Genomic DNA, 14,505 nt, shown 5'->3' on the forward strand with positions numbered 1-14,505 from the left:
TCTCTCGACAAGCAACGAACGGGATCAGGCAATGCGCGAGAGGACGCGCAGCAGCCAGTTGAAGGTGTGGCCGTAGGGCGGGTGGAACAGCCCCGTACCGTTCAGGCGAGCCTGATGGAAGACCGGCTTGAGCTTGCTGAAGGTGTCGAAGCCCCACTTGCCGTGGTAGGCGCCCATCCCGCTCGGGCCGACGCCGCCGAACGGCTGGCTCTCCTGTGCCAGATGCCACAGGCAGTCGTTGATCGTGACGCCGCCCGATACGGTTTCGCGCAGTGCGCGGTTGCAGCGCGATGCATCGTCGCCAAACCAGTACAGCGCGAGCGGGCGTGCGTTGCGCTGAACGTACGCCAGCGCGTCGTCGAGGTTTGCGTATTCGACGATGGGCAGCACGGGCCCGAAGATCTCTTCACGCATCAGCCGCGAGTTGGCCGATGCGCCGATCACGATGGTCGGTGCGAACTTGCGCGTCGCAGTGTTGAACGCTTCGCGGGCGGGGTTGACCTCGATCACGCGTGCACCCGCTGCGCGGGCTTCGCTGACCATCTCGGCCAGGCGCCTGCGATGCCGATCGCTGATGAGGGCGGTGTAGTCAGGGTTGGAGACGAGCCGCGGATAAAGCCGCCCGATGGCTTGCACCAGATGCGAGGCGGTCTTCTCGGCGGTGCCGGCCGGCACGAGCAGATAGTCGGGCGCGACGCAGGTCTGCCCCGCGTTCAGCAGCTTGCCGAAGGCGATGCGTTGCGCTGCAGCGGCGACATTGCACGACACATCCAGAATGGCTGGCGATTTGCCGCCGAGTTCCAGCGTGACCGGTGTCAGATTGGCCGCCGCCGCTTGCGCCACGTCACGCCCAACCTGGGTTGAGCCTGTGAAGAACAGGTGATCGAACGGGAGGCTCGCGAAGGCCTTGCCGAGTTCGACATCGCCGATGGCGACATCAAGCTCATCCGGGTTGAATATCTCGCGCGCCATCGAAGCGAGCAACGCCGACAACCGGGGCGTGAGCTCCGACGGCTTGATCAACACCCGGTTGCCGGCCGCAAGCGCAGCAAGTGCGGGCCCCAACGACAGTTGCAGCGGATAGTTCCACGGCGCAATGATGCCCACCACGCCCAGCGGCTGTGGCATGAGCCGGTTGTAGGCGGGGCGGAAGTGCAATGCGGTCGGCACGCGCTGCGTACGCATCCACTGCTTCAGGTGGCGCCGCGCATGACGGATGCCCGCGCGCACGACAAACACCTCGGCAAGCCGGGTTTCGTGCGCCGAGCGGCCTTGAAAGTCGGCGTCGATGGCGCGCACGATGTCCGGCTCGTGCGAGTCGAGCCAGGTGGCGAGTCGATCGAGACGCGACAGGCGCGTGGCTAGTGTCGGGGCGGGGTCCAGCGCAAAAGCCCGGCGCTGGCGTTCAAAGCTAGCCACGAGCTCGGTTGGGGAGCCTTGCAGCATGGTGTCTCCTATGCGTTCTCGATTGAGAGATCGCAGCAACGGCTATTTTTGTTTTGGTGATGCTTGGGTGGCGTGCCGACGAGGTGGTCACGGCACGCCGAAACGACCTCAGGCGGAATGCCGGCTGGCGCTCGTCTGTTCGGCTGCGGAGCCTGCCGTATTGCGTCTCGCATGTCCGGCGATCAGGTCGACCAGCAGCGGCACGACGCCTTCCGAGATGTCGTGGCCCATGCCGCGGATGGTGACCATCTCCGCATTGGGGATGGCAGCCGCAGTCGCGGTGCCGCCACTGGTTGCCACCATCGGATCCCGATCGCCGTGCACCACCAGCGTCGGCACCTGGATGCGGCGGACGTCTGCCGTTCTGTCGCCCGACTTCATGATGGCCTCGAGTTGGCGTGCCATGCCTTCGGCATCCTTGGCCTGCTGGCCGCGGTCCCATGCGTCGGCGGCGTAGGCGCGTCGCGCGGCGTCGTTCACGGGGTACGTCTGCGTGCCGATGTGGGCCATGGCCTCGCTGTAACGCTGCACGGCTTCGTCGCGCGTGCGTGCGGGAGGCTTGATCAGCATCAGCATGCTGGACATGGCCAGTTGGCCGACCTTTCGCGAGCCGGTGCTGGAGAAGATCGAGGTGAGCGACAGCGTGCGCTGCGGATGGCGGCCGGCGATGATCTGCGCGATCATGCCGCCCATCGACATCCCCACGATATGGGCGCGCGCCACACGCAGATGGTCGAGCAGGCCAACCGTGTCGGCGGCCATGTCTTCGAGGTCATAGGCCGAAGGCTTCGGCAACCACAGGAATTGCCGCAGCAAGCCGGGCGGCTTCTGCGGGATGCGCGAGGAGCGGCCGACGTCGCGGTTGTCGAAGACGATGACGCGAAAGCCGCGTTGCACCAGGCTGTCGATCATGTTGGCGGGCCATGACGTCAGTTGCAGGCTCAGGCCCGCGATCAGCAGCAGGGGCTCTCCGCTCTCGGGGCCGTACGTGCGATAGCACAGGCGGACACCGGTCGGCGCGTCGCAGAACAGATCGCGCGCTTCATCCATGGCGTGGATCGACATGATCAGGCCCCCACCGCTTGCCGGGCTTGCGAGCGCGCCGTGCTGCTCGCTTGGTGGGCATGCTCAAAACGCAGGAACGGGTTTTCGACCGGGCTGTCCCGCAGGTTGGCGACGTCGACGATGTAGTCCTCCGACATGATCCACGGCGATTCCACGCCCTGGCATGGCATGCTCTGGACAGCGCGCTTGACGTAGCCGGAGCCGAGTTTGAGCAGCGGAAGCTTGGGCATGTCAGCGTCCGGGGTCTCCGGCACGCAGATCGCGGCGCCGGTGCGATCCATGTGGTCGAGCATGCGGCAGAAATGTTGCGCCAGCAGCCCCAGCTTGAGCGTCCACGACGAGTTCGTGTAGCCGATGGCGAAGACGTAGTTCGGCACGCCGCTGAGCATCATGCCCTTGAAGGTCACGGTGCTGTGCAGATCGACGGGCTCGCCGTCGACGATCAGCTTGATGCCGCCGAACAGGCGAATGTTGAGCCCGGTGGCCGTCACCACGATATCGGCTGGCAGCTCTTGCCCCGATTCCAGCAGGATGCCGGTCTCCGTGAATGTCTTGATGTGATCCGTTACCACGGATGCCTGGCCTTCGCGGATGGCCTTGAACAGATCGCCATCGGGCACCGCGCACAAACGCTGATCCCACGGGTCGTAGGGCGGGTTGAAGTGCACGTCGATCGGATAGCCCTTGGGCAACTGGCGCTTGTTGAGGAAGCGGATGAGACGCCGCGCGAATTTGGGATGCTTCTTGCACAGGTACCACATGCCGCGCGAAATGGCGATGTTCTTGCGGCGCACGAGCGAGTAGGCCCACGCGTGCGGCATCACCTTGCGCAGCGTGTTGGCGATGATGTCTTCCGAGGGCAGGCTCCAGACATAGGTGGGCGTGCGCTGGAGCATCGTCACATGCTTGGCCTTGTCCGCCATGGCCGGCAACAGCGTGACGGCGGTGGCGCCGCTGCCGATCACCACGACACGCTTGCCGGTGTAATCGAGGTCCTCTGGCCAATGCTGCGGATGGATGGTGTTGCCCTGAAAGCGTTCAATGCCTTCCAGCTTGGGGGTGAAGCCCTCATCGTGGTCGAAGTAGCCGGCGGCGCTGAACAGCCATTTGGCCAGCATCGTTTTGCGTTCGCCCGTGTCCGTGCGTTCGACCTCGACCGTCCATAGGGCTTGAGCGCTGGACCACGAGGCTTGAATCACCTTGTGCTGCAGGCGGATGTGGCGATTGATCCCATACTCAGCCGCCGTCTCGCGCAGGTAGGACAAGATATCGGCCGCCCCGGCAATCGACTTCTTGTACGGCCACGGCTTGAACTCGTAGCCGTAGGTGTGCATGTCCGAGTCGGAGCGGATGCCGGGATAGCGGAACAAGTCCCACGTGCCGCCGGTAACCGCACGCGATTCCAGGATGACGTAGGACGTGCCCGGGCGCTCCGTCTCCAGGTAACGCGCAACACCGATGCCAGACAGGCCGGCGCCTACGATGAGGACATCCACATGCTCTGTGGGCGGAAGGTGATGTACGGTCACAGCGTGTCTCCAGATTGGGTCGAGGTGCCCAGGGGTAGGGAGCTTTTGGTTGGCAGCGCTGTGGTCCGACCCGGGTTTTCGGGCTGCGCTCCGAACCCCGCGTCGCTGCCATACGCAGGCCCTGCCCAAAATAGGGCGCCATAAGTACGTATTGTTGGCCTACAGCTAACGTTCTAACGGCCAAATATTAGCGTTGAGTTGGCCTAGATTCAAGCCGGCGTAGGGTAGGGAAAACACCCAGCCGATCGGGCGCAAACGATGTGCATGCCGTCTAGTCTGTGTGTGGCGGGACATGCGTCAGCGAAAGGCGCTGCCATGCTGCAGAATCCAGCTCCACCCGTACGTCCATCTTGGCCGCTGCCTTCGCCCCGTGTTCAGGAACCGATCCGGCGGGGCGATGAAATCGTGCCCACTGTCCAAGCGGCATGGCTGGAGGAGGTCGATGGGCTGAATGTGGTCCCGAGCCAGGTGATGGGCGTCCCCGTAGCGGCGGCAGCGATCTGCAGATTCAACCGCAGCGCGCTACTGCTGCACTGGGTAACGTCAGGCGCGGTCACTTGAATGCGCTGCCCACACAGCGGTTGCTGGGAAGACTGCACACCGGTGTCGGCGTGGTGCACGCAAACAACATGGGTCTGATCGCACTGATGGCACAGCACATGGATCTGTGCAGCAGTTCGTCACCCCAACCTGGGCGATCTGGTCAAAGCGGACAGGTCGTTGCGGCAGGTGCTTCGCGTCTGTCTCGCGGAAGGTTGCAACGTGACCGAGGCGGCCGAAAAGACGCGCGTGCATCGCAATACGTTGCTGCGCCGCCAGGAGCGCGCCGAACCGCTCCTGCCTTGCCCGCTGGCGCAGCGGCGTCTGCATGTCGCTTCTGCGCTGGAGGTGCTTCACTGGAGTGCCAGTGATCACGAATGATCGATTGGGCGCTGACCGGTGAGTTCTTCGTGCATACAGGACCGCTATTCCGATAAGTCTTATTATTGGTATGGCGTTTGGGGAGATAAGGCTTACGGAATCGCCCCAAACTTGTATGCCTTTTCAGGCGTATCGAGGCGCCACCATGCCACCTGAAGGAGGGGCCATGCCGAACGCTGCCCTGGGAGTGTTGTTTGGGCTGTGCGCCGTTGCCATGCTTGGCCGTGCGTGGTCGCTGTGGTGTCGCGGCAGCTTTCGCCAGCGCGTCACCGGCCGGCGCCTCTCACGTCAGGACGAGCCGGTCCAGTTCTGGTCCGAGGTGCTCAGCAATGCGGGCTGCGGCCTAGCCTTGGCGGTCGCCGCTATCCACTGGTTCGCGCAATGGGCACGCTAGCCTCCAGGAACGTCCTTATCGTTGGCTTCGCGTGAGAAAGCGCCGCAATTGCGGTGCTTTTTTCATTGTCTAGGTCGGGACAACATGAACCTGCACAGATCGTTGCCTCTGAACTGCCGCCGGGCAGAAACCGGACGGCAGGTGGATGCATAGCCGGTTGGCGTCGGCATGGCGATCCACGTGAGGGGCAGCGGCGGCGATCGCCGCTTCGTGCCGTCCCTGTTGGTAGGACTGCAGAGCGGAGGCGAGTTCCGGGGCGATGTCGCCGGAGGTGTTGCCTTCGCCTTTCGCCGGTTGGGGAGCATCGGCAGCCGCTTTAGTGGTGCTGTCTTTGGCGCCTCGCCCAAACAGTTTTTCTAGAAAACCCGTGGTGTCTTGTTTCTGAGGTTGGAGGGCGGGGCAGGGCTAGAGTCTCGGCTCGCACTGATCGCTATCCCACTGCGAGATGGCGCCGCCGTAGTCGGTGTTGAACGTGGGTATCGCCTCGCTTAGCTGGAAACACTGCCGTGAATTGGCTGCTACAGACGTGAGCCACCAGTCACTGTGCATCGGATGGGAGATGACGTAGTTGATCGCATTCTCGCGCCCGATCCTTTGGGTCTTTGCTGCGGCGTACACGGTAAGGAACTGGCGAATCGCGCTGATCACTATTCGGCTTCCTTTCAGAACTGCGGCCCACCCTTCATAGCCATGTTTGGAGGTGCCTGCAGCGCATCCATCGCGCTTCAGGTTTGAGCGGTCATAGATCATGCGAGGGGGCAGATCTGCATTTGCATGCACTATGACTCAGACCTCGGTACTCAACTCGTCACCGGCGCCGGACTGGCTATCGTGTTTGCCGCCCACGAGGGCGGGCAGCGCTTGTGTGTGGTCGTTGCTGGCTGGGCGCTAGTTGCCAGCACTTCTGAGTGCTGCTTCCTTCTTCTGGCTCTCTTCGTCGCAATAGCGTAGGCATTCACCGGACTCGCTGTACATCTGGGTAACCGGGTCGCTAAAATATTGAATAGACCAAAAAAAATACGGTTCTTTGATATTCTTGAAGCCAGGGTAGGTGAGAAATTTATGCTCACCTAAATTTAATTCAATGGAGTCGTCACACGTACCGTCGAGTATGTAGACGGGCGCGCCATTCCAAGGTGTTTGATGCTTAATTGGATCAATATCTCGTACTGGGCAATATTTTCCGTGTGCACTTCTAACTATGCCAATAGGTGCGAACGCAAAGGAGTAACCCGGGGCATCTTCCGTGGATTTGGTGATCATATTAAATACGGTCGCGTTAATCCAAATAGGCTTTCCTTTGGCGAAAACTTGCCTCATTGCATAATCTTCTTTTGCGGCAGTCTTGTTAGGGTCGCTGCTGTTGTAAACAACAGTCCCATCTCGGTCAAATTCAAGCAGATCTCCGCCTGGGCCATCGTATAGAGCTCGTACAGTCCAATTCTCCGGCGCTTTGCTAGAGGTGGGGATTGCCTCACTTTTTTTGAATGAGGATCGTAAGTCCTGGCTGCGAATTACCGCGGCAGGCTTGCTAGGTACGCTGTACCACTTCCCCATCTCTTCGCTGTAGTACCTGTTCTTGTACGAAGGGGCGGCATTTGCGGTAGCTGTCGCACAAGTGGCTGCAATTATTAGCAGGGTGCAATGCTTTCGGATCATGTTCATAGGTCAGGACTGCTCTATTCCAACGCTAACATGGACGTGATTTTTGTGGGTGTTATTTGTAACGATGAAGGCCGTATTCCCGCTAAGCCCCACCTCCGAGCGTTTGAGTGCCCAGGGTCCTCCAAGCCATCCAAGATGGCTTGCAGCTTTATCCTCAGCCAAGTGCTTGTGAAATGCGGTGGAGAGCAATCGCTTGTGCGACTCGTCTGCGTTTGCCGGCGGTGCCGTGTTTGCCGGATTGGAAATGGGCTGCAGTCTGTTCAGCCATACCGTAGTGGATGCTGTCTGTGTCGGAGATATATCAACCAGGCCGGTTAGGTAGACCAAATCCAACGCCAAGGAGTAGCGATGGCGTGTCGACCCTGTATGTGGGCGCCATGTGCTGGACACGGTTGCACTTGATAGTCGAAGCGTTGTCATTGACTGCAGCCACCAATCAAAAACCTTTGGATATGCTTTGCGAATGCACTCACTCGCAGTCATATTTGTGTTGTCAGCAAAGCCGAAAGTCTGCCGCCCACCTTCAGTGGCGCCTTCTTGAAATTCAATGGTTCTATCGTCGATTTGCAACCGTCGGCCATGCTGTCCAACAACGATCAGCTGCTCTCCATAGATCATTTCGAGCGCCGCTCTGTTTGCGCTCGCGGTGACCACAGAGTGGGAGGTGCCGTAGCAACGGCTGATGTCACTCCATAGCTGATTAGTAATGAGATAGTTGCCAAAGTCGAGCGGCGTTGATGCGGATGTATGTGCTTGAGTTAGCGGATGCGGGGCAGCGCTTGCTGGAGGGTAGAGGTTCGCGGGACGGCCAAGTGTATTGGGCAGCGCCTGTCGCACCTGAAAGGTTTGAGGGCTTCCGGTGGCGGTGACTTCCATATCAAACCAAGGCTGTACCTCACGGGTACTGTCCTGCCCATTCGGTAGCTGATGGAAGGGAATCTCGAACGCTGCCCCGGTTTGGAACGTACGCGTGGGCTCTTTGGCGTAAGCCCGATATCGCCCTGCTCCCGGGATGCCAAAACTGGCACGCCCGTTCGACATACCAGTGAGCCCCGTACTCAATACAAGCCAATGTTCTCCATCCTGCATGACAAGAACGTATGGCAAGTTTCCCGCGAAACTTGTTGACACAGGGGGGCCATGTTCGCGCATTTGAGCAGTCACCCGCACCCAATACCGCTGCACCAACTGCACCGTTGTCTGCAGAATATTGTTCCCATTCGTCTCACTCTGTACCTGCTGAGCGGGGATTTGCTGTTGCTCCGTATTGTTCCCAGATGTCTCACTCTGTACCTGCTGAGAGGGGGCTTGTTGCTGCTCCGTATTGTTCCCATTCGCCTCACTCTGTGCTTGCTCAGCGGGGACTTGCTGTTGTTCCGTAGCCATGTAGTGAATCCTTAAGCTGCGCCGTGCAACGCCAGAGGCATGGGGCTGGCAGTGCTGTTTGCGGAGACGGTAACGCGCTTGCGCTGGCCGTCCTCGAGATTGAAGGCACCGATGTTCTTCCAGGAACCGTCTCCTTTTTTTACTTCAATGGAGACGCGCACCGGTGCCTTTGCGGAAACCACCCAGTTGCCGTGATCGTGCGCTGCTGGTGTGCCGGGCGAGTGCAAGTGGAGCGTCGGCAGAAAACCCTGTGCATCCGTAGCGCCGGAGAAGGATTTGCTGCCGGCGGTCACACGCACAGTCAAGCCGGAGATTGCTTGGCCGAATCCGTGTTCGAAGTAGAGCTCGGCGCTACCACCGGCGTGGTCATGATCGTGGTTAGGTTCGTCGCTTGTCATTGCTGGTGCACGTGCATATCTGTCGGGTCATCAGCAGCCACAGCCGCTTTCTTCGATGGTCTCTTCGCTGATCGTCCAGCCGCCACGGCCAATGTAGACCGTGGCATTTGCCTTGTCGCTTGTAACGACGGGGCTCTTGCCTGATTGGTCCGTAATGCCCTCGGCCAGTACCGCGCCGTCTGCGCCAACGATCTTGTACGGAACGTCGGGCATGGCTTTCTCGCCGTGATCGACGAGTTGCAACTGGCCCTTGTATGGCCCCAGTTGCAGCGCGGGCAATGCCACCATTTGCGCCGGTTGCCCCCCCGGCCCAACCAACGGATGTCCGGCTCCCTTCACCGACAGCAACCCCGACGTCTCAAACGTCACCGCATTCCCCTCCAGTCGGATCATCGAATCCCCACCGTGCAGCACGATGTTCTGCTGCGCGAGGATCTCAACGGAATCCGCAGAGGAAGTCACGGTGACAGCCTTGTCCGCCAGCACAGCCAACGCGTCGGTATGGGCCTGGATCGACACCGGCCCGCCTTCCGCAATCGCGCGGATGCCGTTGCGCTGCGCAAACAGACTCACGCCCTTGGCAGCCGCGGCGGCGACAACGTTCCCGGCAGCCAGATGCCAATCGGCCTGCGCGGTACCATGCAGATGACGACCCGCATAAACCGTAGTGGTGGCCTGTGAGGTCAGCGCAATACTCGAAGGCGACTCCGCTACCAGCAGCGGCTGCCCGAACTTGTCGACCGGTTGCTGCGTGTCCTGGCCGTTGACGCTGCTTGCATAGTGCCCGTCCTGCGTCGGGTCGAGCGCCTTGTCGATCGGCTCAAACGCCTCGTTGGCCGCCAGCGGCAACGCTTGCTGGCTGGACGCCGCATCGGACAGGCGCTGCGCGGTTTTCTGCGCGGCGGTGAGCTGTCCGCGTGCCTCACGCGCGTCGAGCAACGTGCCAGCCGCTTGTGCCCGCGCGGTGGTCGATAGCAGCAGGCCCGCGCCCGCCCGCACCACGGCCCACGCATCGGTACGCAGCTCCGCTCCGGTGCCGCGCCAACTGCCGCGGTCCCCGCCGGTGGCGCCATGCGAGGTCACGTAGCCGAGATTGAGCTGGCTGTTGGCGGTGGAGCTGGCCAGGCGCGTGCGCAATTGGCCCGGATGATCGTCGACCACCCACTGGTTGTAGCCGTCGCCGCCCAAGCCTTGTGAATGCCAACCGGACAACGCCTGACCCAGCGGCGCATCGGCAGCGGGCCAGGGCAGGGCGTCCTGCGTGTTGTGCAACTGCATGGCGACCATCGGCCGGTCGATGTCGCCGTCGATGAAGGTGAGCAGCACCTGCGTACCCGCGCGCGGCAGGTGATTGCCGCCCCAGTTGGGGCCGGCGCTGGCGGTGGCCACGCGCACCCAGGCGGTGATCTGCGAGCGGTCGCTGCTGCCGGGATCGGAGAAGGCGTTGACTTCCGGCGCGCGCAGCCACGGGAAGCGCACGCGTACGCGGTGGTCGCGGTCCGTGGTGAGCGGTGCGCCGTCATCAGCGATGACCACGGCGGCCTGGCCTTCCGGCGCGGTCGGGCGGCGGCGATACGCCGGCACGATGGGCGCATCGGCGGGCACGGCAATGAAACGATTGCGGTAGCTGCCCGATTCGATTGACGTGGTGCCCAGCAGGCGCGCGATATCGGCGCCGAGGTTGTTGGCGGCCTCGTGCTCGACCTGCAGCGTGACAAACTCGCTGTGCTTGCTGTCGAAATGCTGCGTGAGCTTGAAGCGCTGGCCGGCGCCCAACTGGCGCACGCTGCCTTGGCCTCGGTAGCGCAGGAACGCACCCTCATGCGCTTGCATGCGCAGGCGTGCGGCGAGACTGGCGCCTTGCGCGTCGGTATATTGATACGGGCCAGAGGCCTCGAAGCTCTCCAGCGTGGGCAACTCGCCGCCGGCATCCTTGGCCGTGGCGTGGCCGGTGGTGGCGGCCAGCGCCTTGTAGTCCCACGATGCCAGGGTCACGGCATTGGTGCCGACGCTGTGCGTGTTCGAGAAGCGCTCAATGGCATCTTCGCTTTCCGTGGCATCTACACGATGAAAGCGGATGTCGGACTGCGCGCAGGCGGGTCGCTCCGCGTCGTTGTCGAAGATGACGACCGAATGACGAGACTGCGGGCGCGACTGGGCGTTGCCCTGCTGCTTGTTGTCATTTTGGTCGCTCTGCTGATGCTCGATGCGGAACGACAGGCCCTCTTCCGCCAGCAGGCGCATCACGAACGCGTAGTCGGTCTCTCGGTACTGGCAGCAGATCGAGCGCTTGGCGCACGGCTGGCTCGCGGCAATCTTGTAGTGCGCGACCGGATACTCGGCAAAGACCTCTTCGATGATCTCCAGCGCCGTCTTGTTCTGATAAACGAAGCAATCACTGCGGGTGCGCAGGCGGTCGAGCCACGGCACGATGCGCAATCGATAGCGTGCCAGGCCGCCGTCACCGCCCAGCGATGCGCAGTCGGCAACGTAGCCGTGCCACGCGCGCCAGCGGCCATCGGCCTGCATCAGACGCAGTGTGGCTTCTTGCGAGGCCAGCTTGACTGTATCAAGGTGGGCAGACGGGCTCAGGCAGTCGACCTGCAGCACGAACGAGGCCGAGACCGCCTCGGTGGCGGTAAAGCGCTCCACGACGAGGTTGTCGGAAGCGAGCGCCGTCTCGATGGTGATCTGGCGGGTTTGCTGCCCGAGCAGCGCGCCCAGGACAGCTTGCGGCATTGTGGCCGACAGGGTGGACAAAGGCTTCATCGGAGCGGCGTCGCGATGGATGTGTAAGCGGTATCAGCAGGCTGGCGCGGGTGTCGGCCGCGCCAGGGTGGCAATCGGGGGCAGCGCTCAGGGCAACGAAATCGTCAGGTGCGAGAAACGTGGCCCAAGCTTGATGACCTGCGAATAGCCTTCCAGCGTCTCGTTGGTCTTGGTGCGCAGCGTGTGCGACAGCCCGAGGAAAGCCAGCAGCGCCATCAGCGCAAACACCGCGCCGAAGATCCACAGCGGCGTCTCGCGCTTGAGTGTGTGCGCCACCTTGTCCGGCAGCGGCCAGTGCGGTGCGAAGGCGGCGCGCTTGCCTTTGATGGCGGAAATCTCATCGCCCAGGCGTGCGGTCAGGTAGGCGAGTTTTTCAGGCCCTTCCAGGATGTACTTGCCGCGGAAGCCCAGCAGCAGGCACATGTGGAAGACTTCGAGCGCCTGCAGGCGCGGGGCACCGTGGGCGCGCAGTTCCTCCAGCTTGACGAAGAAGGTCTCACCGGCCAGTTGCTCGCCAAACAGCACGAGCTGCAGCGGGCGGCGCTCCCACGCCGTGCGGATCGAGAAGTTGGACGACAGGATGGTTTCGTCCACGGCCGCACAGAAAGCGTACTTGGCGTCGAACACATCTTCGGCCGATACGTTCAGGCGCTTGGCGCCGCGGTCGAACTCATCCAGGAAGGTGCGTACACGCGCGAGAAAGTCTTCTGCGCTGGCGGGCTGCTGGCCGTTGCGCAACTGGAACAGCATGAAGAAGCCGTCATAGAGCAAGTCCAGCAGCGTGCGCGCGTGCGAGTTCGACTCACGGGCATCGACCCCGGCATTGCCGGGTGCGGGTGCCGAACCGCCAAACAGCGAAGGGGTGGTGGTAGCGCTCATGAAGTCACCGCAATGAGTTCAAGTTTGAGTTCCCGGATGCCGGCCGGGGCGTAGATGGTGATGGTCTGGGCCTGCAGCATGCGGTCGTACAGCATGCCGCGCGCTTCGATGGCGAAGTAGCACGCGCCCGGGCGCACCGGAATGGCCGGCGGCACCTGCGGGGTGTAGGTGAGCGGCACGCCGGGCATGGATGAGAGCACGAGCTTCTCCACGTCGTCAGGCGCGCCCAGCTTGAAGCGGGCGGGAATGGCCTCCACCAGTTCTGCCGCCGGCATGTCGGCCGACACCGACAGGTAGAAGCTGGTCTTGTCGTCGATCTTGCCGGAGTCGATGCGGCCCAGGTGGAACGACGGGCGCGTCTCTTCCAGCGCAATCGCAAAGTAGCGCGTGGAGATGACCGTATCGAGCAGCTCGCGCACGATCGTGTCCAGCTTGGCAAACGCCGGACCGGGTTGGTCGTGATCGTAGGCGGGCAGGTCGGTCAGCGTGTAGCTCTTGGTGAACGTCATCAGCGCGCCGGCCAGGCGCAGCATTTCCTGGAACAGGCGCTCGGGGTGCAGATCCGGGTGGTGGTACAGGTGCGAGAGCGCCGCGAAGGCCGCGTTGGCCGTGTGCAGCAGCCAGAACGAGGCAATGTCACCCGAGCGGAATTCGATGATGTTCTTGGTCGGCTCGCGGTGGAAGCCATACAGCGCGTTGACCTTGGCCTGCAGCGCATCGAGCAGCCGGCGCAACCGCTGATACAGCACCGCCGAGGCGTTGATCGACAGGCTGGGCGCAACGAAGGCCTCATCCAGCTCGAACCCGCCGGTGCCGGTACGGCGCACGCGCACAACGGGCAGGGAGATGAACTGGTCGCGCGGCTCGGTCTCCGCCACCAGCTTGACCGACTTCTTCAGGAAGGTGATGGCGGCGGGCTCGGCCTCGGTATAGAGATCGGCTGTTTCCTCTTCTGCGCCGACAAAGCGTGAGACCGACGCGCCTTCTACCGGCTCGCGGTAGTTGCCGCCGTTTTCCTGCAGCGGATACAGCGCGATATGGAAGGTCAATTCGGACACGCCAGCCGGAATGGCATCCAGCACGAGCGGCGGCGGCAGCGCATCTGCCTGTGGCGCGAAGTAAAGCTCGCCATCCGGAAAGAACAGCGACAGCTCCGTCACGCGCAGCACGCCGCTGGCGAGCGCATCGGTATCAAAGCGCGCGTGGCGCACGCCCCAACCGTAGGGCTGGATGACTTGCGCGGTCGCGTGCAGGCGCGACTCGTGGTACGCGTCCTGGCGCTGGAAGTGCTGCGGACGTAGGAACAGCCCCTCGCCCCAGAGAATCTTTGCGGAATAGCTCACGTTGGCCCTTCTAGTGCTTGTGCATGGATGCGCCGGCTCAACTGCCGCAGATGGCGGGCGAAAGCAGGTTCAGATCGGATTGCGGTGTGCTGCCGGCCGGTGTGGTCGGCGCGCCCGCGGTCAAGGTCATGGCGCAGGCGTGCAGGCCGATCACGATGCCGTTCTTCTCGTTCTTCTCGGTGTTGAAGGCGAACTTCCAGCGCTGGGCTGCGGGGCTGCGGAACAGCGCCACCACGCCGAGCGTCGTGGCCTCACGCGAGACCTTCTCCGTGAAGTCGTAGCGCTGGCCTGGGATCAGCGTCATTTCCCGAACCTGCACAAGATCAGCGCCGAGGGTTTGCTTCTCGCGTGCCGGATCGATGAAGGTGTCATACGGTGCCTGCAGGAAGCTGGTCGGGTCCTTGAGCGAGTACAGGCGCACCACCAGCGCAACGGGGCGCTTGTCGTTGGCGGCGTTCAGGTTGCTGCCGGCGGTGAGCTTGAGTGGCACCTCGCGCGGCGGTTTTTGCGCGTCCGGCAGATTCGACGACTTCAGGCCCATGGCTTCCAGAGCGCCATTGGCGGCGCCGGCCAGCACACTGGCACCGGTGGAGCAGGCCGCCAGGGCCACCACGCTCCCCCCGGCCAGCATCAGTTTGAGCACCGTCGCGACGCGGCGTTCGGGGGGGCTGTCGCAGCCCGACAGCCTCCTTGCTGCATCGAGTTTCATT

At 62.6% G+C, this 14,505-nt stretch carries 13 protein-coding genes; 2 read left to right on the forward strand and 11 right to left on the reverse strand.

Annotated features, from left to right (window positions below):
* Positions 1-24: 24 nt before the first annotated feature.
* The 3 genes from ACS13N_RS23515 to ACS13N_RS23525 all read right to left on the reverse strand — a co-directional run bounded on the left by ACS13N_RS23515 (position 25) and on the right by ACS13N_RS23525 (position 4,040).
* Positions 25-1,446: a coniferyl aldehyde dehydrogenase gene (locus ACS13N_RS23515; RefSeq protein ID WP_438934001.1), complete on the reverse strand. Its 1,422-nt coding sequence runs from the start codon at positions 1,444-1,446 to the stop codon at positions 25-27.
* Positions 1,447-1,554: 108 nt separating this feature from the next.
* Positions 1,555-2,511 (reverse strand): alpha/beta fold hydrolase, encoded by a 957-nt coding sequence (locus tag ACS13N_RS23520; protein WP_438934002.1) that lies wholly within the window; start codon positions 2,509-2,511, stop codon positions 1,555-1,557.
* 2 nt (positions 2,512-2,513) lie between these two features.
* Positions 2,514-4,040 (reverse strand): flavin-containing monooxygenase, encoded by a 1,527-nt coding sequence (locus ACS13N_RS23525; RefSeq protein ID WP_438934003.1) that lies wholly within the window; start codon positions 4,038-4,040, stop codon positions 2,514-2,516.
* 762 nt (positions 4,041-4,802) lie between these two features.
* Here ACS13N_RS23525 and ACS13N_RS23530 point away from each other — a divergent pair.
* Both ACS13N_RS23530 and ACS13N_RS23535 read left to right on the forward strand, forming a co-directional pair.
* Positions 4,803-4,961 (forward strand): helix-turn-helix domain-containing protein, encoded by a 159-nt coding sequence (locus ACS13N_RS23530; RefSeq protein WP_438934004.1) that lies wholly within the window; start codon positions 4,803-4,805, stop codon positions 4,959-4,961.
* Between the two features lie 166 nt (positions 4,962-5,127).
* Complete coding sequence (locus ACS13N_RS23535; RefSeq protein WP_438934005.1) at positions 5,128-5,355, forward strand: hypothetical protein; 228 nt, start codon at positions 5,128-5,130, stop codon at positions 5,353-5,355.
* Positions 5,356-5,760: 405 nt separating this feature from the next.
* Here ACS13N_RS23535 and ACS13N_RS23540 read toward each other — a convergent pair whose 3' ends face one another.
* From ACS13N_RS23540 to tssJ, 8 genes are all read right to left on the reverse strand, one after another.
* The gene (locus tag ACS13N_RS23540; protein WP_438934006.1) at positions 5,761-6,105 is read right to left on the reverse strand and encodes a hypothetical protein; all 345 of its coding nucleotides are present in this window, start codon (positions 6,103-6,105) and stop codon (positions 5,761-5,763) included.
* Positions 6,106-6,243: 138 nt separating this feature from the next.
* Entirely contained in the window at positions 6,244-7,020 is a 777-nt protein-coding gene (locus ACS13N_RS23545) for a hypothetical protein (protein ID WP_438934007.1), read from the reverse strand.
* Between the two features lie 3 nt (positions 7,021-7,023).
* Complete coding sequence (locus ACS13N_RS23550; RefSeq protein ID WP_438934008.1) at positions 7,024-8,406, reverse strand: hypothetical protein; 1,383 nt, start codon at positions 8,404-8,406, stop codon at positions 7,024-7,026.
* 11 nt (positions 8,407-8,417) lie between these two features.
* The gene (locus tag ACS13N_RS23555; protein ID WP_438934009.1) at positions 8,418-8,804 is read right to left on the reverse strand and encodes a hypothetical protein; all 387 of its coding nucleotides are present in this window, start codon (positions 8,802-8,804) and stop codon (positions 8,418-8,420) included.
* A gap of 30 nt (positions 8,805-8,834) precedes the next feature.
* Positions 8,835-11,573, reverse strand: coding sequence for a type VI secretion system Vgr family protein (locus tag ACS13N_RS23560; RefSeq protein ID WP_438934010.1), 2,739 nt, complete (start codon positions 11,571-11,573; stop codon positions 8,835-8,837).
* 87 nt (positions 11,574-11,660) lie between these two features.
* The gene (icmH, locus tag ACS13N_RS23565) at positions 11,661-12,452 is read right to left on the reverse strand and encodes a type IVB secretion system protein IcmH/DotU (RefSeq protein WP_438934011.1); all 792 of its coding nucleotides are present in this window, start codon (positions 12,450-12,452) and stop codon (positions 11,661-11,663) included.
* On the reverse strand, positions 12,449-13,795 hold the full coding sequence (gene tssK, locus ACS13N_RS23570; RefSeq protein WP_438934012.1) for a type VI secretion system baseplate subunit TssK: 1,347 nt from the start codon (positions 13,793-13,795) through the stop codon (positions 12,449-12,451). The genes icmH and tssK overlap by 4 nt, the downstream gene beginning before the upstream one ends.
* 37 nt (positions 13,796-13,832) lie before the next feature.
* Positions 13,833-14,426, reverse strand: coding sequence for a type VI secretion system lipoprotein TssJ (tssJ, locus tag ACS13N_RS23575; RefSeq protein ID WP_438934477.1), 594 nt, complete (start codon positions 14,424-14,426; stop codon positions 13,833-13,835).
* Positions 14,427-14,505 lie beyond the last annotated feature (79 nt).

Origin of the sequence: Ralstonia sp. 24A2, from assembly GCF_051783885.1 — a bacterium.
In the GTDB taxonomy this organism is placed as follows: domain Bacteria; phylum Pseudomonadota; class Gammaproteobacteria; order Burkholderiales; family Burkholderiaceae; genus Ralstonia.

Bases quoted from the DNA above. Each gene is read 5' to 3' on its own strand.
- ACS13N_RS23515 (WP_438934001.1), bottom strand. From the start codon at position 1,446: ATGCTGCAAGGCTCCCCAACCGAGCTCGTGGCTAGCTTTGAACGCCAG.
- ACS13N_RS23520 (WP_438934002.1), bottom strand. From the start codon at position 2,511: ATGTCGATCCACGCCATGGATGAAGCGCGCGATCTGTTCTGCGACGCG.
- ACS13N_RS23535 (WP_438934005.1), top strand. From the start codon at position 5,128: ATGCCGAACGCTGCCCTGGGAGTGTTGTTTGGGCTGTGCGCCGTTGCC.
- ACS13N_RS23540 (WP_438934006.1), bottom strand. From the start codon at position 6,105: ATGATCTATGACCGCTCAAACCTGAAGCGCGATGGATGCGCTGCAGGC.
- ACS13N_RS23545 (WP_438934007.1), bottom strand. From the start codon at position 7,020: ATGAACATGATCCGAAAGCATTGCACCCTGCTAATAATTGCAGCCACT.
- ACS13N_RS23550 (WP_438934008.1), bottom strand. From the start codon at position 8,406: ATGGCTACGGAACAACAGCAAGTCCCCGCTGAGCAAGCACAGAGTGAG.
- ACS13N_RS23555 (WP_438934009.1), bottom strand. From the start codon at position 8,804: ATGACAAGCGACGAACCTAACCACGATCATGACCACGCCGGTGGTAGC.
- ACS13N_RS23560 (WP_438934010.1), bottom strand. From the start codon at position 11,573: ATGAAGCCTTTGTCCACCCTGTCGGCCACAATGCCGCAAGCTGTCCTG.
- icmH (WP_438934011.1), bottom strand. From the start codon at position 12,452: ATGAGCGCTACCACCACCCCTTCGCTGTTTGGCGGTTCGGCACCCGCA.
- tssJ (WP_438934477.1), bottom strand. From the start codon at position 14,426: ATGCTGGCCGGGGGGAGCGTGGTGGCCCTGGCGGCCTGCTCCACCGGT.